27 protein-coding genes are annotated in these 17,413 nt (G+C 60.7%); 15 read left to right on the top strand and 12 right to left on the bottom strand.

What is annotated here, in order from left to right:
- Positions 1-50: 50 nt before the first annotated feature.
- From SynA1544_RS07660 to SynA1544_RS07635, 6 genes are all read left to right on the top strand, one after another.
- Positions 51-464 carry a hypothetical protein gene (locus SynA1544_RS07660; RefSeq protein ID WP_186512794.1) on the top strand — a complete coding sequence of 138 codons (414 nt, stop codon included), beginning with the start codon at positions 51-53 and terminating at the stop codon, positions 462-464.
- Positions 461-682, top strand: coding sequence for a chlorophyll a/b-binding protein (locus tag SynA1544_RS07655; protein WP_115009146.1), 222 nt, complete (start codon positions 461-463; stop codon positions 680-682). Before SynA1544_RS07660 ends, SynA1544_RS07655 begins: the two co-directional genes overlap by 4 nt.
- A 3-nt stretch (positions 683-685) precedes the next feature.
- On the top strand, positions 686-1,342 hold the full coding sequence (locus tag SynA1544_RS07650; protein WP_186512793.1) for a methyltransferase domain-containing protein: 657 nt from the start codon (positions 686-688) through the stop codon (positions 1,340-1,342).
- Between the two features lie 78 nt (positions 1,343-1,420).
- Complete coding sequence (locus tag SynA1544_RS07645) at positions 1,421-1,603, top strand: hypothetical protein (protein WP_186512792.1); 183 nt, start codon at positions 1,421-1,423, stop codon at positions 1,601-1,603.
- On the top strand, positions 1,585-2,307 hold the full coding sequence (locus SynA1544_RS07640) for an esterase (RefSeq protein WP_186512791.1): 723 nt from the start codon (positions 1,585-1,587) through the stop codon (positions 2,305-2,307). The genes SynA1544_RS07645 and SynA1544_RS07640 overlap by 19 nt, the downstream gene beginning before the upstream one ends.
- An 18-nt stretch (positions 2,308-2,325) precedes the next feature.
- On the top strand, positions 2,326-2,670 hold the full coding sequence (locus tag SynA1544_RS07635) for a molecular chaperone DnaJ (RefSeq protein WP_186512790.1): 345 nt from the start codon (positions 2,326-2,328) through the stop codon (positions 2,668-2,670).
- Positions 2,671-2,695: 25 nt separating this feature from the next.
- On the opposite strand, the gene SynA1544_RS07630 is transcribed toward SynA1544_RS07635, so the two are convergent.
- Positions 2,696-2,818 carry a hypothetical protein gene (locus tag SynA1544_RS07630; RefSeq protein WP_006849913.1) on the bottom strand — a complete coding sequence of 41 codons (123 nt, stop codon included), beginning with the start codon at positions 2,816-2,818 and terminating at the stop codon, positions 2,696-2,698.
- A gap of 611 nt (positions 2,819-3,429) precedes the next feature.
- On the opposite strand from SynA1544_RS07630, the gene SynA1544_RS07625 reads away from it, so the two are divergent.
- On the top strand, positions 3,430-3,579 hold the full coding sequence (locus SynA1544_RS07625) for a hypothetical protein (RefSeq protein ID WP_186512789.1): 150 nt from the start codon (positions 3,430-3,432) through the stop codon (positions 3,577-3,579).
- 1 nt (position 3,580) lies between these two features.
- Here the strand turns inward: SynA1544_RS07625 and SynA1544_RS07620 are convergent, their stop codons facing one another.
- The 5 genes from SynA1544_RS07620 to SynA1544_RS07600 all read right to left on the bottom strand — a co-directional run bounded on the left by SynA1544_RS07620 (position 3,581) and on the right by SynA1544_RS07600 (position 5,582).
- The gene (locus SynA1544_RS07620; RefSeq protein ID WP_186512787.1) at positions 3,581-3,835 is read right to left on the bottom strand and encodes a hypothetical protein; all 255 of its coding nucleotides are present in this window, start codon (positions 3,833-3,835) and stop codon (positions 3,581-3,583) included.
- A 17-nt stretch (positions 3,836-3,852) separates the two neighbouring features.
- Positions 3,853-4,170: a hypothetical protein gene (locus tag SynA1544_RS07615; protein ID WP_186512785.1), complete on the bottom strand. Its 318-nt coding sequence runs from the start codon at positions 4,168-4,170 to the stop codon at positions 3,853-3,855.
- 245 nt (positions 4,171-4,415) lie between these two features.
- Positions 4,416-4,961, bottom strand: coding sequence for a DUF1543 domain-containing protein (locus SynA1544_RS07610; protein WP_186512783.1), 546 nt, complete (start codon positions 4,959-4,961; stop codon positions 4,416-4,418).
- Entirely contained in the window at positions 4,958-5,356 is a 399-nt protein-coding gene (locus SynA1544_RS07605) for a hypothetical protein (protein ID WP_186512781.1), read from the bottom strand. Before SynA1544_RS07605 ends, SynA1544_RS07610 begins: the two co-directional genes overlap by 4 nt.
- A 25-nt stretch (positions 5,357-5,381) precedes the next feature.
- A complete protein-coding gene (locus SynA1544_RS07600) occupies positions 5,382-5,582 on the bottom strand; it encodes a hypothetical protein (RefSeq protein WP_244273128.1) in 201 nt (66 codons plus the stop codon).
- A 158-nt stretch (positions 5,583-5,740) separates the two neighbouring features.
- On the opposite strand from SynA1544_RS07600, the gene SynA1544_RS07595 reads away from it, so the two are divergent.
- Positions 5,741-5,899, top strand: coding sequence for a hypothetical protein (locus SynA1544_RS07595; protein WP_186512779.1), 159 nt, complete (start codon positions 5,741-5,743; stop codon positions 5,897-5,899).
- Between the two features lie 2 nt (positions 5,900-5,901).
- Here the strand turns inward: SynA1544_RS07595 and SynA1544_RS07590 are convergent, their stop codons facing one another.
- Entirely contained in the window at positions 5,902-6,102 is a 201-nt protein-coding gene (locus SynA1544_RS07590; protein WP_115132708.1) for a hypothetical protein, read from the bottom strand.
- 166 nt (positions 6,103-6,268) lie between these two features.
- Here SynA1544_RS07590 and SynA1544_RS07585 point away from each other — a divergent pair, with 166 nt between their 5' ends.
- From SynA1544_RS07585 to SynA1544_RS07575, 3 genes are all read left to right on the top strand, one after another.
- Entirely contained in the window at positions 6,269-6,589 is a 321-nt protein-coding gene (locus SynA1544_RS07585) for a hypothetical protein (RefSeq protein ID WP_255477500.1), read from the top strand.
- A gap of 291 nt (positions 6,590-6,880) precedes the next feature.
- The gene (locus SynA1544_RS07580) at positions 6,881-7,735 is read left to right on the top strand and encodes a PfkB family carbohydrate kinase (protein ID WP_186512777.1); all 855 of its coding nucleotides are present in this window, start codon (positions 6,881-6,883) and stop codon (positions 7,733-7,735) included.
- A 60-nt stretch (positions 7,736-7,795) separates the two neighbouring features.
- Positions 7,796-8,092, top strand: coding sequence for a hypothetical protein (locus SynA1544_RS07575; RefSeq protein WP_186515499.1), 297 nt, complete (start codon positions 7,796-7,798; stop codon positions 8,090-8,092).
- Between the two features lie 83 nt (positions 8,093-8,175).
- On the opposite strand, the gene SynA1544_RS07570 is transcribed toward SynA1544_RS07575, so the two are convergent.
- Entirely contained in the window at positions 8,176-10,677 is a 2,502-nt protein-coding gene (locus SynA1544_RS07570; protein WP_186512774.1) for a ligase-associated DNA damage response DEXH box helicase, read from the bottom strand.
- Positions 10,677-12,332: an ATP-dependent DNA ligase gene (locus tag SynA1544_RS07565; protein ID WP_186515498.1), complete on the bottom strand. Its 1,656-nt coding sequence runs from the start codon at positions 12,330-12,332 to the stop codon at positions 10,677-10,679. Before SynA1544_RS07565 ends, SynA1544_RS07570 begins: the two co-directional genes overlap by 1 nt.
- Before the next feature lie 119 nt (positions 12,333-12,451).
- On the opposite strand from SynA1544_RS07565, the gene SynA1544_RS07560 reads away from it, so the two are divergent.
- Positions 12,452-12,712 (top strand): hypothetical protein, encoded by a 261-nt coding sequence (locus SynA1544_RS07560; protein WP_114989278.1) that lies wholly within the window; start codon positions 12,452-12,454, stop codon positions 12,710-12,712.
- On the opposite strand, the gene SynA1544_RS07555 is transcribed toward SynA1544_RS07560, so the two are convergent.
- Positions 12,709-13,695, bottom strand: coding sequence for a ligase-associated DNA damage response exonuclease (locus tag SynA1544_RS07555; protein WP_186512772.1), 987 nt, complete (start codon positions 13,693-13,695; stop codon positions 12,709-12,711). The two genes, SynA1544_RS07560 and SynA1544_RS07555, sit on opposite strands and share 4 nt — an antisense overlap.
- Positions 13,696-13,762: 67 nt before the next feature.
- Between SynA1544_RS07555 and SynA1544_RS07550 the strand changes: the two genes are divergently transcribed.
- The gene (locus SynA1544_RS07550) at positions 13,763-13,996 is read left to right on the top strand and encodes a hypothetical protein (protein ID WP_186510449.1); all 234 of its coding nucleotides are present in this window, start codon (positions 13,763-13,765) and stop codon (positions 13,994-13,996) included.
- Here the strand turns inward: SynA1544_RS07550 and SynA1544_RS07545 are convergent, their stop codons facing one another.
- Complete coding sequence (locus SynA1544_RS07545) at positions 13,997-14,428, bottom strand: hypothetical protein (protein ID WP_186512771.1); 432 nt, start codon at positions 14,426-14,428, stop codon at positions 13,997-13,999.
- A 67-nt stretch (positions 14,429-14,495) separates the two neighbouring features.
- The gene (gene nadA, locus SynA1544_RS07540; protein WP_115132701.1) at positions 14,496-15,428 is read right to left on the bottom strand and encodes a quinolinate synthase NadA; all 933 of its coding nucleotides are present in this window, start codon (positions 15,426-15,428) and stop codon (positions 14,496-14,498) included.
- A gap of 53 nt (positions 15,429-15,481) precedes the next feature.
- Here nadA and SynA1544_RS07535 point away from each other — a divergent pair, with 53 nt between their 5' ends.
- Both SynA1544_RS07535 and SynA1544_RS07530 read left to right on the top strand, forming a co-directional pair.
- The gene (locus tag SynA1544_RS07535) at positions 15,482-16,330 is read left to right on the top strand and encodes a TIGR04168 family protein (RefSeq protein ID WP_186515497.1); all 849 of its coding nucleotides are present in this window, start codon (positions 15,482-15,484) and stop codon (positions 16,328-16,330) included.
- On the top strand, positions 16,324-17,409 hold the full coding sequence (locus tag SynA1544_RS07530; protein ID WP_186512770.1) for a hypothetical protein: 1,086 nt from the start codon (positions 16,324-16,326) through the stop codon (positions 17,407-17,409). The genes SynA1544_RS07535 and SynA1544_RS07530 overlap by 7 nt, the downstream gene beginning before the upstream one ends.
- Positions 17,410-17,413 lie beyond the last annotated feature (4 nt).

Genomic DNA, 17,413 nt, shown 5'->3' with positions numbered 1-17,413 from the left:
AGCTGTTTGAAGCGACCGACAGTCCGTCTCACCTCTCTTCCCCGCTGCCCATGGCCTCCCCTGCTTTGGCCTTCAACGTTGCTCTCGCGTCATTCCTGTCCCTGATCGCAGGGCCTGTTCAGGCGGAATGGCAGCCGATGCAGGAGCCAGCGGTTTGGCAAGCCCGTCGCGGCGATCTGCTGCCGGGCGACGGCTGGATCTTCATGGAAGCCCTCGACACCCCCTCACTCAAGGCGGCTGAATACATCCGGGCCCCTCAGAGCGTGGACGGTTCCGTTGAGGTGGAGGCAGGCCTGCTGATCCAGCGCGCTGGCCAGGACCGGTGGACCCAACGGGTTCTGCCGATGCGTGCCAACTGCGCCAAGGGGCAGCTGGAGCAACGCCAGACCGATGGTGCTTGGACCGTGTACCCCGGTCGCGATGGAACCGTGGTTAAGGTCCGCTGGATCTGCGCATTGCGATGAGTCGGCCTGCTTTTCGTTACGAGGAACCGGAACGCTTCGGCGAGTCGCTCACCACAGCACGCCCCTGGAACCGGTCTGCCCTGACCGATGTGGAGCGGCTCAATGGCCGAGTGGCCATGCTCGGCTTCTTGGCTGCCGTGGTGCTTGAAAAGGCCACGGGCTTGGGAATCGCGGGTCAGCTTGGTGCAGCTCTGCGCTGGTATCTGCAGCTGGGTTGATTGATGACGGTTGTTCCGGTTCTGAAGGACTCCCAACGCTTCAAGTTGGATGCCACCGACGACGCGATCTTCTACAGCGAGCCGCGTTTCGTTCACCATCTGGATGCGGGTTTTCGTGCTCGGCTGACAGCCCTCTACCGCGAGCGCATTCCTCCCTGTGCCCAGGTGCTGGATCTGATGAGCAGTTGGGTGAGCCACCTGCCGGAGGACGTTAGTTACGACAACGTCATCGGCCATGGCCTCAATGCTGACGAGCTAAGTGCCAACCCCCGATTGGATCGGCACTGGGTTCAGAACCTCAACCGCGACCAAATCCTTCCGGTTGAGGATGCATCGATCGATGCCACCTTGATCGTGGCCGGTTGGCAGTACCTGCAACAGCCCGAGCCGATCTCCGCTGAGCTGTGGCGGATCACCCGCCCCCGGGGCCAGGTGATCGTGGCGTTTTCCAATCGAATGTTCTTCACCAAGGCTCCCCAGGTGTGGACCGACGGTGATGACGGTGATCACCTGCGTTACGTCGCTGAGGTGTTGATGGCCCAGGGCTGGCCCCAGCCGGAGATCCTTGCCGAAGACACCCGCGCCGAGGGTGTGATGGGCTTGTTCGGCGGTAAGGGAGATCCTTTCTTTGCCGTCGTGGCCGAGAAACCTCTCTACTGATTCCTCGACGTTCCTTTGCCTTGCAGGGATGGACGTTGTTCTGAATTGCGGCAGCGTGAGGCGAGAACCAGGATCTGCATGAGCTTCACCCTTCCGGGTCTTCTCCCCTGGCGCTTCAAGATTGTGTTGATCGGTCAGCAGGTGGTTCTTGAAGCTTCGTCTGAGGATCAACAGCTGAGCACGGTTCTTGAACCTGGTGGAAGTCGCATTCGGCGTGGCTACGACCTGATCAAGGCTCCGCAATGTGCGTTGATCCGGTGAGCAGCACGTCTCGCCTCACCCAGCCCGTCGTCATCTTCGGTGGTTTTCTGATCACGCAGGAGGCCTATCGCCCCCTCGCTGAATGGATTGATCAGGCAACCGGCGCTGCGGTGCGCATCGTGCCTGCGTCCAAATTGGATTGGCTTGCCACCAGCTGGGGCTTCGGTTGGCGTCGCCTGCTTGATCGCGTTGATGCCGCTGTGCGTGAGCTTCAAAGCCAGTCGCCCACAGGGCGCGTCACGTTGATTGGTCACAGCTCCGGCGGGGTGATGTTGCGGCCCTATCTGGCGGATCAGACCTTTCTGGGACGCCGTTTCAACGGTGCAGCCCGATGCAATCGCCTGATCACGCTCGGCAGTCCCCATCAGGCTCTGCGTGCCACACCATTGCGGGCTCGCGTGGATCGTGAGTTTCCGGGTTGCCCTGAAGCCGATCGGGTGGACTACGTCGCGGTTGCGGGTCGGCTTGATCCGCTGGGAGCGAATGCATCCAATTTTTCGCGCCGCAGCGCTGCCCGCAGCTATCGCCAGATCATGGGCGACCCGGATCTGCAGGGGGACGGTCTGGTTCCCCTTCCATCAGCCCTGCTGCGGGATGCTCGCTGGATTGAGCTTGCTGATACGGCCCACGGCGGATTGTTCGGCCAAAGCTGGTACGGCTCCACCGATCGCATCGAGCGCTGGTGGTCGCAGCTCGGAGACTGAACCAGGCGATCAGGCATTGTGGCCTGCTTCGGCGATCAGCTCGTGCAGGAAACGAAAGGGTTTGGGGGTCAGGCAAGGTCGGCCAAACGCAAATCCAGCAAGAAGCGCAAGCCGGGAACGTCAAACCATCGCCGTGATCAATGCCCAATGGGGCGCGACCCCGGCCTCGAGGCGATTCAGGCCAGGCAGTGCCTTGGCCTGCCGCTCACTGGGCGGTTAACCGTTGCCCAGGTGAAGCGGGCTCACAAGCTTCTGGCTGTTCAACATCATCCCGATAAAGGGGGCGACCCTGAGGTGATGACACGGTTCAACACCGCCCGCGATGTGCTTCTTGAGCCCGAGATGGAGATGCTTGCTGCCTGACGGCCCTCACGTGCGTCTCAGGCCGTCAGCTGCCGCTGCTGCGGCCCAGCACCAGCCAGGTGATCAGCATCAAGCCACTCAGGCTGACCACGGTGTAGATCCAATCGGCGTATGGCGTCCAGAACAGTCCCGCCACCGGGGCTGTCATCGGTCCCAGACCAGCAGGATCACCACAAACAAGGCCCCGAACACGAGGAAGGGCGTGAGCAGTGTCAGCAGAGACTGTGTTTCGATCGTTCCGGTTGCAGCAAGCGGATCATCCGGTGGTCTGTTTTGATCTGTCAAATCTCCGTTATTCACTGAGATTGAGGCCAGAGCTCGCGGCCAATCCACCTTCATCGGGATCGAGCAGTGGGATGAACAACCGTCAGCGTCAAATTCTTGTTGCTTTTTCGGCCTCGATGGGGCTTGGCTTGCTCGGCGGGTTGGCGTTCAACGTCACGTCCCAACTGATCCGGCCCGGCAAGATTGACTTGGGCCCGGCATCGCCGGGAGGGCCTGGCCAATCTCCTGCGTTGCCCGAGCAGAACACAGGCTCATCCGATCCAGGCTGTGTTGTTCCTCCTGGAGGTGGTCCGCCTGTCACGACGAATTTCCAGCCCTGTTGATTGCATCGTGAGGACGGGTTCTTGGGCCAAGGTTTCAGAAGAAAAGATAAAAAAGTGCTCTAGCGATACCCAGAATTGTTTCGGTTGTTCGCTTCGATACCGAAATTGAAGGCCAGCTGAGGTGATTGTTTAGTCCTCTTCCAGCCCATGCATGAACAGCGAACAGCGTCTCAGTTATCTGCACTTGATGAACAAAGCTGCTGAATCGGAAGACAGACAAAGCTATTTCTATTACCTCAAGCTTGCTGAACAAACCCTGCAACGCCAGGATCCCGAGGTGATCTGGAAGCCTGCAGGTTGATTCAGCGAATCATGTTGGCCTTGAAAAAACCGAATCCAAGGCCAAAGGATGAGGATTGATCGCGATGCAGCGTCACTGAAACATCGAAATCGAGAAGATCGGATTGTTCGATGTCTTCACGCTTCAAGTTGTGAGCGTTCTCCGATTCGAAGCCGTCGATGATGGCATCGCGATTGGTTTCCAGGTAACCCACCACCTGCTTCAGCACATGGTCGCGCCAGGCCTCGCTGGCGTCTTTGCTGATTCGATCAGACATGGTGGCTTCATCCGTATCTACAGGTTGAACCCGAGACCAACGTTGACACGCGTTCCGTAGTTGTAGGGACGAACCGGTCCAAACCATGGGGGTGGGGCGACGACGACAGGTCGTCGATTGGGTGCGTAGTACACCGGGGCATAGGTGCGGTAGTAGGGGCGATAGCTGTGCTTCACAGCGTTTTTGTAGCCCTTCCGGTACCCCTTGTTGTAGGCCTTCTGTTTCTTGTGGGAGTGGTGATGGCGATCGTTGTGGGCCTGGGCAGCGGGACTAACACTGATTCCGGTGACAGCAATCAGAAGCGCAGCAATGCTGAGACGTTGAGCAAGCGACATAGCCAATCGTTTGACTGAATCGACCCTATCCTGCGTCTGCGGGGAAATCGTGTCAGCTTCCCGCTCAAATGTGACTGGATGCATCTCGCTGATGGATCAACGTTCGATGTCTGTTCGTTGTTCGAGCACGAAACGCAGGGCCCACAGCCCGGCATAAGAGCCTGTCAGTACAAAGAGGAGGAGGATCAGCACGACACATCCTCAATGGGCTGGTCGGTTGTAGCTGACTTGTGTTTGTTTTGTGGTCAGATGGTCCAATAGCCGTACCAATCAGGGTGGGCTGGGGGGTTGTGGACTTGGGGATCCGCGATCAGCTGCAAGTGCCATTGGCCATTGCCGTGAATCGGCAGAAGATCATCGAGCGCACTGTCCATTTCGACAGCGTGAAGATCGTCCTTGTGCACCTGCTCCTGTCCTTCCAGCCAACGCTGCCGTGCCCGCGCCTTGGCGGAGGCTGAAGAACGGGCCACGATCACCCCGAAGGCATGCTGTTCCGCCATCGAGGTGGGGTCATAGGCGCCAAGGTTGACGAACCACAGCTGCGGACCATCAACACTGGATGGATCCTGCGCTTGCTCAACAACCTCAACGCGATAGCCATCGACATGGTCGATGCAGCGGTAGCTGTCGATGTGCAAGCCACGGCGGAGGCCGATCCATTCATGCCGCAGCGCCGGCAGCGTTGCGTCGATGGTCTCGCCCACGACCCAACGCACATCGTGCTGCTCCACATGGCAGCCCTTGCAACGGCCCCCCAGCACCACCAGGAACAGCTTCTTGGCGCTGCTCATCGCTGGGTCGGTGATGACGCGTCGGCATGGGCGACGACGGCACGGCAGTGGGCGATGAACTCCTCGCCGTTCCTCTCCCCTTTGGCTTGCTTGGTTTGCAGGCTGAGAATCTCAAAGGTTGCGGTGGTGCTGCTGCTCACCGGGGAGACGGTCGGACTGCGTCTTCCATCATGAAGGCGATTGTCCAGCGGCAGTCCGTCGTAGGGATCGGTGCCGTCACAACGCTGAAAGGCTGCATGGATGGCATCGATGGCCTCCCTCACCTGATACGTCGCCCCTCGCTTCCTGGCGCGCTTGGTGATCGTTACCGCCGTGCGGTTCAGCAGCCGCTTATAGCTGTCGGGGTCGATGTCCAGCCAGCTGGGGGGCGTGACCGACAACGGATTGCGTTCCATGCACCCCTTTGGTGGCTCTAGGTGATCAGACTTTTTCGAGCCAGGCCAAGAACAACCGGCGGATTTCCTCTTCGTTGGTCACCCGTTCGCTCAGAGATGCCGTGACTGCGCCGGGGTGCTCGCGCTGCACGATTTGCTCAGCCTCGTAGGCATCCGCTGCTTCGACAGGCTTGAAGCCAGCGTCAACGGCCGCTGGAGCGCAATAGAAGACGGGGTAACGGCTCATCGGGCTGCTGCAACCTCCAACCGATAGCAACAATTCTGCGATCGAGGGAATGGCTGCGGGGAGCTTGCACCCACATCTGTTGAGTTCAGGCATCTTTCTTAAGTCCTGAGCCTCAACAGGTGCTGATCCATACCTTTGGTGGTTCTTGCCGAGGAACCGTGGCTTTTGATTCTGGAGATAAAACGGATCGCTTCATTGCCGCAGCCAAGACACGGGCGGAAGCTGCATTGAACGAGCCGGCACCAAAACTGACGGCCTTGGAAAAGGGAATGTTGGCGTCGCTGCGACGGGGTGGAAGGCCCGTGCGTCATGGCTGAGCTCAGCGCATGAGCAGCCAAACGGCCAAAGCACCGCAACCAAACCCCTTGATGAACTGGGCCCAGGTGAGTCCGTAGGTATCGAGGGAAAGCGTTCTCATCATCAGATTCAGAACCTCTTTGTGTTTCCGAATCAAGGGTGAGCTGTTGGCCGTGTTCAGTTGCGGAATCTGTTTGAGCTTGATCTCCCCGAGCTTGGCCAACGTTGCTGGTCGCGTGTGCTGCTGGAGCATAAGGCGCGCCTGTTGGTCCGAAACGAACAAACCTTTCTTGGGTTGCTGTTCATCGGGTGACACGTTGCTAGGCAGTGGAAGCCCCTCCAATTGATTCATCTTGAAAAGAGTCGTCAGTCTGTCGACGGGATTCCTGGTGAGTGCACTGCTGGTGTCCCCCGCTTTTGCCCAAAAGGTTTCGAAAGAAAACGTCCGTGCGCTGAACACCGCCAGGATGCAAGCTGAGTCCATCAACGGTGGACTTAACAACTACAGAGCTTCGAAATGCATGTACGCCACCGGTGAGGGAGGTGGCAACTGCTTGAAGAATGCAAGCGATGGATACCTGTTCGTGTTTGATGGTGGCTCTCCAGGCTGGCAAGAGGCTGGTGGTCAACCCACTGTTGAAACTGAAATTCTTGTCTCTCGAGACGGAGCTTCGATTGTTGATGTTGTCTACAACGGTTCACCGCGTTAATTGAAGAATCCTTCCAAGAATGTGGTTTGAATAGCCTCGCTGCTCAGGCGGGGCTGTTTTGTGACTTGATTGAGCTCCATATCATTCGGGCCTTCGAAGAACTGCAATCGGTCTAAATAATAAATCGACCGGAAGATGTGAATCCCAGAAGTGCACAAGATGCTGTGAATACAGGGGTTCAACTCATCAAATACAGCAAGAGAAAAACTCATGCAAACGACAAATATCGGATCTGAGTGCCTCGTTCTCCATCCGCGCCCAGCCTGTTGTTGAGCCGTTCCTGCAGAGAGGATGGGGCTCAGCAGCTTTAAACGGCCCTTGTCTTCCGCCTCAGCCCTGCCGCCCCTGCGCTTGGCCGTTGTGGGTCACGTCGAATGGGTGGAATTTCTGGCGGTGGATCAGTTGCCCCGCCCCGGGGCCATTGGTCACGCCTTGCGAACTCGGCAGGAACCTGCTGGTGGTGGAGCCGTCGTTGCGGTGCAGATGGCACGGTTGCAGCAGCAACCCGTCCAGTTCTTTACGGCTTTAGGTCGCGATTCGGTCGGTGAAGCCTGCGTCAAGCGACTCGAGGATCTGGGCCTTGAGGTTCATGTCGCCTGGAGGGAGGTGCCAACCCGTCGTGGCGTGAGCATGGTTGATGGTGAGGGGGATCGGGCGATCACGGTGATCGGCGAGCGGCTGACCCCATCCCTGGATGACGACCTTCCCTGGAACGCCCTTGGCGAATGCGACGGCCTGTTCGTCACGGCCGCTGATGCTCCTCTGTTGAAAGCCTGCCGTTCTGCTGCAGTTTTGGCGGCGACCCCGCGCGTTCGTTTGCCCGTGCTTCAGCAGGCTGGGGTGCCCCTCGATGCCTTGATCGGTAGTGGCCTTGATCCGGGTGAACGGGTGGAGTCGGGGCAGTTGAACCCAGCTCCCCATACAGTGATCCGTACGGAAGGTGCTGCAGGCGGAATTAGTCATCCAGGCGGTCGTTATGACCCATCACCCCTTCCGGGGCCCTTGGTCGAGAGCTATGGCTGTGGCGACAGCTTTGCGGCAGGCGTGGTCACGGGTCTTGCAGCGCGCTGGCCCCTGGCGGATGCCATCGCTTTGGGTGCCGAGTGTGGTGCCGCCTGTGCGACGCGATTTGGGCCCTATGGATGAGTGCTCGCCACGCGCGATGGCTCTCGATATCGACAAAAATGCACCGAAACACCTGTTGTTATGGCGCCCACCAAAAGAGAGATCCTTGCTGCATCGGCAGGCTGGGTCGCTGTCACGTTGAACGTGGTTCCGGGCTTGGGTGCCGGCTACCTCTACCAGCGCCGCTGGAAGGCGTACTGGATCACGTCTGCTTTGACGACGACCTGGTTTGTCCTGGGTGGAGTGCTGGGACAGGGGGCTGAGGCTGCCGAAGAAATCCAAAACCAATGGATTGGCTTGCTTGGGCTCGTTGCTCTCGCGGCTGGAACAGCTGTTGAAGCCGGGCTCGCAGCGAAGAAATCTCGCGAACAAAACTGATCCGGGTTGAGGCCAGAACACTCAGCGCCTGGGTTTTGTATGGCCTCAGCGAAATCTGCTCTTGGCGGGGCTTGGAGTGATCGCTACCCCTCGCGTCTGAGCGCCTCTTCTTTCATCCGCTGAACCCGCTCCAAAACGGATTCATTGCTCATCCTGTTGTTCAGCCGCTCCACCAACAGTGGAAAGGCCAATGGGCTGGGCCGAGGGGTTTCAACGTGCAGCCATTCCTGGCTTGCGGCGCGTTCCAAGGCCGCCTCTAGGCGTGAGATCTCCAACTGGTCATCGAGCACCTCCTGCTGCGCCTGCAGCAGCAAGCGGTTGTTCGGCTCATGGCGGCTGAACACATCGAACAGCAGCGATGCACTGATCTGAAGCTGACCGGTGCTTTTGCTCGATCCAGGGAAGCCTCGGTTCATCAGGCCTGCGATCTGGGCAATGGCGCGGAAGCGTCGCCGTTGTAGCTCGGAGAGATTCAGTGCGTTCTTGAGATCCCGCTCCAGCTTTTGGCGATCGAGCAGCAGATCGATGTGGTCTTCCAGTAACTCCGCCATGGGGTAGCTCTTCGGTGCCAACAGCTCAAAGCCGTAGTCGTTCACCGACACCGTGATCGTGCCCCGCTCCAGACGGGTGAGCCGCGATGCCCAGAGGAAGCCGATGCCCTCATGCACGAACCGCCCTTCAAAGGGGTAGGCAAACAGGTGTGTGCCTTCCCGGGTGCGGCAGGTCTCAATCAGCAGCTGCCCCACTGATGGCAACACCGAGATGTCCTGTTGTCGATCAAACAGGGGCTTCAGAGCCTGAAGTTCAGCGTTGTCGAGATCACCACGGCTGGCGCGGTCCACCTCAAGACGCAGGTGATGAGTCAGCAGATCGGAGAGGGCCATCTGCCCCCCAGCCCAGGCAGGCACCGTGCGCGTTTTCTTGGTGCTCACCTTCACGTAGGCGGTCATGTCGCGAAGGCGTACGAATTCCAGCTGACGTCCGGAGAAGAAGAACACGTCCTTCGGCTTCAGCTGGCTGATGAAGGTCTCTTCCACATGGCCGAGCACCGCGCCACGCACAAAGCGCACCGTGATCGCTGGTGCGGCCGTGATCGTTCCCACGTTGAGCCGATGCAGGCGGGCGATGGCGTTGTCTCGCACCCTGTAGCGCTGGCTCGTTTCCTCCCACTCGAGCTTGCGGTAGCGGGGATAGGCCCCGAGGCATTCCCCTCCCTGCTCCAAGAACATCAGGCACCAATCCCAGTCGTCCTGGCTCAGATCGGCATAGGCCGCACAGCTCCTCACCGCATGCAAGGTCTGCTCAGGATTGAAGCCAGGGCCGCAGGCCAAGCCCGTGAGGTGCTGCAGCAGCACATCCAGAGGAGAGTTGGGAGGTTTGCGTTGTTCCACCAGACCTTCCGCCAGGCCTCGACGCACAGCACTGAGTTCGAGCAGCTCCAGCGCATTGGTGGGCATGAACAGCACCTGGGATGTGCCGCCAGGCAGGTGAGCTGATCGCCCCGCCCGCTGCAGCAGCCGCGCCAGATTCTTTGGGCTGCCGATCTGCACCACCTGTTCCACGGGTTGAAAGTCCACCCCGAGATCCAGGGAGCTGGTGCAGACCACCCAACGAATGCCGCCGGCCTTCACGGAGGCTTCGATCGCTTCCCGCTCGCTGCGGTCGATGGCGCTGTGGTGCAGGGCCAACCCCTCCTCCATTTCCGGGCAGGCGAAGCGCAGGCACTGGTGCCACCGCTCCGACTGATTGCGGGTGTTGGTGAACAGCAAGGTGCTGATGCCGGGATTGAGGCGGGCCACCAGCTCTTCGTACATCCGCAACCCGAGGTGGCCGGCCCAGGGGAAGCCATCGATCGTCTCCGGAAGGATGCTCTGAATCTCCGTGCTGCGTGCAGGGGCGCCCCCGATCAGCTGTGGCTCACGTGCCGTTCCCAGGGCATGGCGCGCTGCCTGCTCGAGGTTGCCGATGGTGGCACTGATGGCCCAGGTCTGGAGCTGGGGGCGCAGCTGTCGCAACCAGCTCAGGCACAGCTCCGTCTGGCTGCCCCGTTTGCTGCCCATCAACTCGTGCCATTCATCGAGGATCACCGTTTCGAGTTGGCCAAACAGCTCTTCGGCCTTGGCATTGCTCAGCAGCAGGGCGAGGGACTCCGGAGTCGTCACGAGAATCTGTGGTGGTGCCTTGAGCTGTTTGGTGCGTTCGCTGCTGCTGCTGTCGCCATTGCGGATGCCCACCCGAATCGGCCAGCCCATCGCCTCGATCGGTTCGCGGATCGCCAGCGACAAGTCGCGGCTGAGGGCCCGCAAGGGCGTGATGTAGAGCAGTCGTATTCCCTTCAACGGCTGCTCCTCCGCCAACATCCGCGCGATCGGTCCCATCACGGCGGCGAAGGTTTTGCCGGACCCTGTGGGCACTTGGATCAAGCCATTCCGCCCCGCCAGATAGGCGCTCCAGGTCTCCTGCTGGAACGGCAGCGGCGTCCAGTTCCTCCGCGCGAACCAGGCATGTATCGGCTCCAAGCGAGGGTCGTCGGTTGATTGTTTGGCCTTGGCCTTCGCTTTTGCCTTCTGTTCTGAAGCTGCCATCAGCGCTTCTCGATCAATGCCATCGCGGTCTGGAGTGAATCCGCTTCATCGGCAGGTTTGTCGCGTCGCCAGCGCAGGATCCGCGGAAAACGCACGGCGATGCCGGATTTGTGGCGTTTTGAGGGGTGGATGCCCTCAAAGCCGATTTCAAACACCAGCTCGGTTTTCAGGGACCGTGCCGGCCCGAAGCGCTGCAGGGTGTTGCGTCGGATCCAACGGTCCAGCTCGAGGATTTCGGCATCGTTGAGGCCGGAATAGGCCTTGGCGAAGGTCACCAACTGCGGCTCTTCAGCGTTGGTCCAGAGGCCGAAGGTGTAATCGGTGAAGAGGTTGGCGCGACGCCCACTGCCGGCCTGGGCATAGAGGAGCACCGCATCGAGGGTCATCGGCTCCAGCTTGTGTTTCCACCAGTTGCCGCGTTTGCGGCCGCTCAGGTAAGGCGATTCCGCCTGTTTGAGCATCAGCCCTTCGGCGTTGTGTTCACGGGCCTTGTTGCGCTGTGTCTCCAGGTCCTCCCAGGAGTCGATCGACCAGGACGGGCTCTGCTTCAGCCGCCATGCCTCGGGATGCTCGATGCTGCCGAGCAGTGCCGCCAGCTGCTGCTGGCGCTGCCGTAATCCCTGCTGGCGGATGTCGACGCCCTGATGTTCCAGCAAGTCGTAGGCGATGAACCGCATCGGGCAATCCCGTTTCAACGTTGCTCCAACGCTTTTGCGGCCCAGCCGTCGTTGCAGCTGATCAAAGCCAAGCGGTTCGGCGGCGTCCTGTTGCCAGCAGATCAGCTCGCCGTCCAGAACGCTGCCAGATGGCAAGGCCTTGGCCACCTCCACAAGCTCAGGGAAGCTCTCGTTGACCAGCTCTTCTCCACGGCTCCAGAGGTAGACGCCGGAGCCGCGATGAATCAGCTGACCGCGGATTCCATCCCATTTCCACTCCAGTTGCCAATCCCTCGCCGATGTCTCCAGCAGTCGGTCGGGTTCCAGGGGACTGGCGAGATAGAAGGGGTAGGGGGTGCCGCTGGAACGGTGTTCATCCGCCGTCGCGCAGGCGGTGAGTTGCCTGAAGCGCTCGGCGGAGGGCTCAAAGCCGCCCATCAGCCGTTGCACCACAAGGCTTTCTTCGAGATCAAACGCTTCGGCGATGGCCCGGCTGATCAGGCCCCTCGACACGCCGACACGGAATCCCCCCGTGAGCAACTTGTTGACGATGAAGTGCTGGTCGAGCGGGGTTCGGTGCCAGAGCCAGATCACGGCATTGGCCTGATCGTCGTCGCTTCTGGTGCTGATGGCCGGCAGCAGGGTGTCCATCCACCAGTTCAGGGGCATGTCTCCATCACCGCTGGGCAGATCCGGATCGCTTGCTTTGACGCGTTCCTGCACGGCGGGCCAGAGCAGGCTGATGGTTTCGGCTGAGTCGCCCACCTGGCCGTAGCAGTCGTCGATCAGCCAATCCGGAAGACCACCGCGGTCCCGCAGGATGTCGCGCAGTCGGCGACCGGTGATCAGGCGCCTGCGGCGCTTGCCCAGCAGCAGCGTCAACGCCCAGGCCGCCTCCCCTGCTTCGACCCCCTGAAAGTGATCCGCCAGCGCTTGCACCTTGGCCTTGGTGCCCGTGACCTGATCCAACTGATTGAACAGGTTCTGAAAGGCACGCATGCGCGCTGGAACGGGATGGATGGAAAGCCCCGCCATCCTGACAAGACATTTTGTGAGCAGTGCTGGAAATCCGGCGGAGACCTGTGTTGATCTGAGCGACAGCTTCCTGAAACAGCCGGATGGCACTCCTCTGGGACAACCTCGCGCAACAACTCAGCAGCGTGCGCGCTACCGCCTCAGCCACGGCCGTCGTCACCCCCGTGGCTGGCTCCGGCACGTCGGATGATCCATCCGACCGTCGTCGTCGCCTTCAGAAGGCGCTTGAGGCCGTGAAAGACAGCGGCAACGCCATGATGATCGAATCGCTCACAGCCGCGATCGAGGGTCGCGAAGCAAACCTCAACCTCCCTGAGCTGCCGGACGGCATCGCCAAGTTCTAGTCCGACTCCCCTTCGAACAGGGTGTCCAGCGGTTCCGCATCCACACCCTCCACCTCCCGCAGGTAACGGGCCAGAACGTCACTTTGTCCATGGGTGACGTACACCTTGCGGGCGCCGCTGTCGCGAACGGTCTGGATCAGTCCAGGCCAGTCGGCATGATCACTGAGCACGAATCCCCGCTCGTAGCCCCGCCGTCGACGGGCTCCGCGCACGGCCATCCAGCCGGAGGCAAAGGCGGTTTGGGGTGACTTGAAGCGGCGCATCCAGCTGGAGCGATGGGCCGACGGTGGCGCCAGGATCAACCGCCCTTCGAGCGGATCCTTTCGGGGCAGTTCGCTGACGGGACGACTGGGGGTCATCGGAACCCCTGCCTCGCGGTAGTGGCGGGTCACGGTTTCAACGGCGCCGTGCAGCAGCACCTCCTCCTCCACGCCGATGGCCTTCAGTTCAGCCAGCAAGCGTTGGGCTTTGCCGAAGGCGTAGCAGAACAGCAGGGATGGTCTGCTGCGATCACGGCTCCACCAGGCATGGATCTCCTTGGCCACCTGCTCACCGCTTTGCCAGCGATAGATCGGCATTCCGAAGGTGGCTTCGGTGATCAACACATCGCAGCGCACTGGTTCGAAGGGGTCACAGCTGGGGTCGTCATCCCGTTTGTAATCCCCACTGACCACCCACACCTCACCCTCTGATTCCAGACGGATCTGCGCCGAACCAAGCACGTGTCCGGCGCTGTGAAACGACACCTTGCATTGCCCCAGCCAGTGTTCTTCGCCGTAGGTCACTGGGTGAAGGGTGATGTCCTTTCCGAGCCTCTGGCGCAGAACCCCTTCACTGGAGGCCACGGCCCAGTACTCCCCGCATCCGGGGCGGGCGTGGTCGGCATGGGCGTGGGTGATCAGGGCCCGGGGAACCGGACGCCATGGGTCGACCCAGGCCTTCGCGGCACGGCAATACAACCCCTCCGGTGTGCGTTCGATCAAGCTCCGCCACCGATCGCTGCAAACAGTCTGAAAGGCCCATACCTTGAGCGCGTTCGACCCGCTTGCCATGAAGCTGCTCGCTGCCGCTCTGTTTGTTTCAGCCCTGGCTGTGCCCAGTTCCGCTTTAGCTCAGAAAAAGATTCCCAAGGCCCAAGGCCACAACCAATGCCCCCTGGGTTATGTCAACACCCTGGGCACCACCTGTGTGTCTCCGATCTATTACGAGATGAAGCCCACCAACGGTGAAGCCTGCCCCTCCGGCTGGATGAATGTTGGCGCTGGCTATTGCCGTAAGAAGTAATCAATTCAGTGGCTGAGGCCTCAGGCCACTCCAGCGCTCCAGGGTGTTGATCGATTGAACACCCTGGAGTCGCGTTGATCCCGGCCTTGTCCAGGTGGGGATGGATCGAATGTTTTCATCCCTGCACTGCCTGAGCTGGTCGGGGTACTTGTCGGGCAGACCGCATTCCACGTAGTTCAGGATGGCTCCGGCCTGTTTACCAAAGAGCTTCATCTGCTCTTTGCAGGCAGGGCACCAATGGGCTCCAAAAAACCTGGCGCCCACCGTGTTGAGTTGCTCGGCCAACTTGATTGTTTGTTCTGTGGACTCCGTTGCGGGTTCAGGAATCGGTTGGTTCCACGGTTGTGCAGCCGCTGCGGTGCACAACGTCCCCGCCATCGCTGCCATCAAGGTCAGAACCCTGATGCCCTTGGGCTGGATGACGGGGGCCATGAATCGCAGGGGTTGGATTGTCGAAAATTTATTCGCGTACCGCGTCGTTCTTTGATCGGTTGGCGCGTCACCGGCTCATTTCGAGCATGCGCTGCATGGGTTTCATGGCCTTCAGACGCATCGATTCATCCATCTCGATCGCAGGCGTGAGGGTCTCCAGGCATGCCTTCAGTTTTTCAAGGGTGTTGAGCCGCATGTAGGGGCAGGCATTGCAGCTGCATCCATCGATCCCTGGAACGTCGAGCAGGGTTTTTTCAGGAACCCGCTGCTGCATCTGATGCAGGATCCCCGGTTCCGTCAGAACGATGAAGCTGTTGCAGGAGCTTTGTTCGGCGTAATTCAACAGCTTGCTGGTGGATCCAATGAAATCCGCCAGGTCCAGCAGATTCTGCTGGCACTCGGGGTGGGCGATCACTTCAGCCCCGGGATGTTCGTGCTTGAGGGCCAGCACAGCTTCTTCGCTGAAAGTCTCATGAACAATGCAGCGTCCCGGCCAGAGGGTCAGCTCGCGACCGCTCTGTTGCTGAACCCAGCGCCCCAGGTTCTGATCGGGGGCGAACAGCACGGGCTGGTCGGCAGGCAGCTGATTCACCAGATCAACGGCATTGCTGCTGGTGCAGATCAGATCGCTTTGCGCCTTCACTGCGGCCGTGCAGTTGATGTAGCTCACCACGAAGTGGTCGGGGTGTTCTGCCCGAAAGCGGGCGAACTCATCGGCGGGGCAGTCGTCCGCCAGGGAGCATCCGGCTTCTAGATCCGGCAACACCACTGTCTTTTCCGGGCTGAGAATCTTGGCGGTCTCCGCCATGAAGTGCACGCCGCAGAACACGATCACGTCTGCATCGGTGCTGGCGGCCTTGCGCGACAGCTCCAGGGAGTCACCAACGAAATCGGCGATGTCCTGAATCTCCGGCTCTTGGTAGTAGTGCGCCAGGATCACGGCATTGCGGTCCTGGCGAAGCCGGTTGATCGCCGCAACAAGGGCGGTGTCAGCGCTCATCAGGACCGGTTCGGGGCAGGATGGCCACAGCCTAGGCATTCGCTCTGAAGCACCTGCGACTTGCCATTGCCGGTGATCTCCATGGCGCCTGGGGCGACGCGGATGAGCAGCTGCTGCAGCGGCTCAAGCCCGACGCTGTTCTTTTCGTTGGTGATCTAGCTGATGGGGATCTGCGTCTGACGCGCCGGATCACGCGGCTTCCCTTCCCCGTGGCCGTGATCCTGGGGAACCACGACCGCGGGCGTGATCGCAGTGGCAGCATCCTCGAGCAACAACGCGCTGTGCTCGGCGATCTCCATTGCGCTTGGCGCTCAATTCAGTGGCCGGAGCTCCCGTTGACGGTTGTGGGTGCGCGTCCATGCAGTGCTGGTGGAGGTTTTCACCTGTCGAAAGCGGTGGAGGCGGTGTACGGCCCGGTGTCGCTTGAGGCTTCAGCCGAGCGGATTGTGCAGGCCGCCGCTGATGTACCCGCTGATCAGCCCCTGATCGTCATGGCCCACTGCGGTCCCTCAGGCTTGGGATCCGAGGCCGCCAGTCCCTGCGGACGCGACTGGAAGACGCCGGCGGTGGACTGGGGGGATCAGGATCTGGCCCTTGCCCTGGACCGCATGGCCAAAGACCGACCTGCCAATCTGGTGATCTTTGGGCACATGCACCATGCCCTCAAGCGCGGCTCTGGTTTCCGCCAGACCCTGTTGCGGCATCGCCATGGAACCGCGCTGATCAATGCCGCCTGTGTGCCCCGTTCAGGTGTGGATGGGCAAGGTCGAACGTTGCTGCATCTCTCCTGGGCTGAATTCCAGGGGGCTAGCCTCACGCAGCTCGCCCATCGCTGGTACACCCCCGATGCTGAGTTGATCCATCAGGAGCAGTTGCCGATCGATCCTCCGTTGCCGTGCTGATTTATTTCTGCAGCAGCAGCCATGGCTTCGGCCATGCGGCTCGCGATGCTGCGGTGCTCCAGCAACTGCGCCGCCTGCGTCCTGAATGGACCTTGGTGATGAGCTCGGGTCTGCCCTCCCCCGTCCTCAACCTGCTGCTGGGGGATGCAGCGATTGAGCAGCGGTCCTGTCAATGGGATGTGGGCATGGTGCAGGCCGACGCGCTCGGTGTGGATTGCGCCACCACCCTCAGGGCCCTGGATGAGCTGGAGCAACGGCTGCCGGCCCTGATCGAGGCTGAGGCTCTCTGGATTGCGTCGCAGGGGCAGCCGGTGTTGATCATCGGGGACATTCCCCCGGCCGCAGCCGCCTTGGCCCAGCGCCTCGATGCACCTCTGGTGTGGATGAGCAATTTCGGGTGGGATGACATCTATCGCCCCTTGGGCTCTGCCTTCCAACGCTGGGCCGATGCTGCCGCTGAGGCCTACCGCTGCGGTGATCTGTTGCTGCGCTGCCCGTTTGACCTCGCCATGCACTGGGGGTTGCCTGAACAGAGGCTCGGTTTGGTTTGCGCCAGCCCGCGGCCCATTCCGGCGGATCTTGAGGCTTGCCTTGATGCCCAGGATGCTCCCCTGGTGTTGGTGGGGTTTGGAGGCCTGGGCTTGTCCCTTTCGCGGGAACTGTTTCAGCTTTGGCCCAACCACCATTTCCTGCTTCCGGCTTCAGCAGATGCCTCGCAAGCGCCTGAGTTGGCGGTGCTCCCCAACCTCACGTTTCTGCCGGATGGGCTACGCCCCGTCGATGTGCTGGGCCGTTGCTCCCGTTTTTTGGGCAAGCCGGGTTTCAGCAGCTTCTGCGAGGCGATGGCCCAAGGGGTTGGGATGCACGTCGTGGAGCGCAGCGGATTTGCCGAAGCTTCGGCGCTGATGGATGGTTTGCGTCGCCACGGCCAGCACCGCTGCCTCAGCCGTCAGGAGCTGGACACCGGCGCATGGCAGCTGGACCAGCCGTTGCTGGCGTCAAGCGAAGCCCCTCTTTCTGCATCAGGGGCTGAAGAAGCCGCTCTGGCACTGGTGGGTTGGGTTGCAAGTCGTTTTTAATTTT

Origin of the sequence: Synechococcus sp. A15-44, assembly GCF_014280115.1 — a bacterium.
GTDB lineage: Bacteria > Cyanobacteriota > Cyanobacteriia > PCC-6307 > Cyanobiaceae > Parasynechococcus.
Note: the sequence above shows the minus strand (reverse complement) of the source record. Positions and strands in the feature narration are given on the sequence as shown.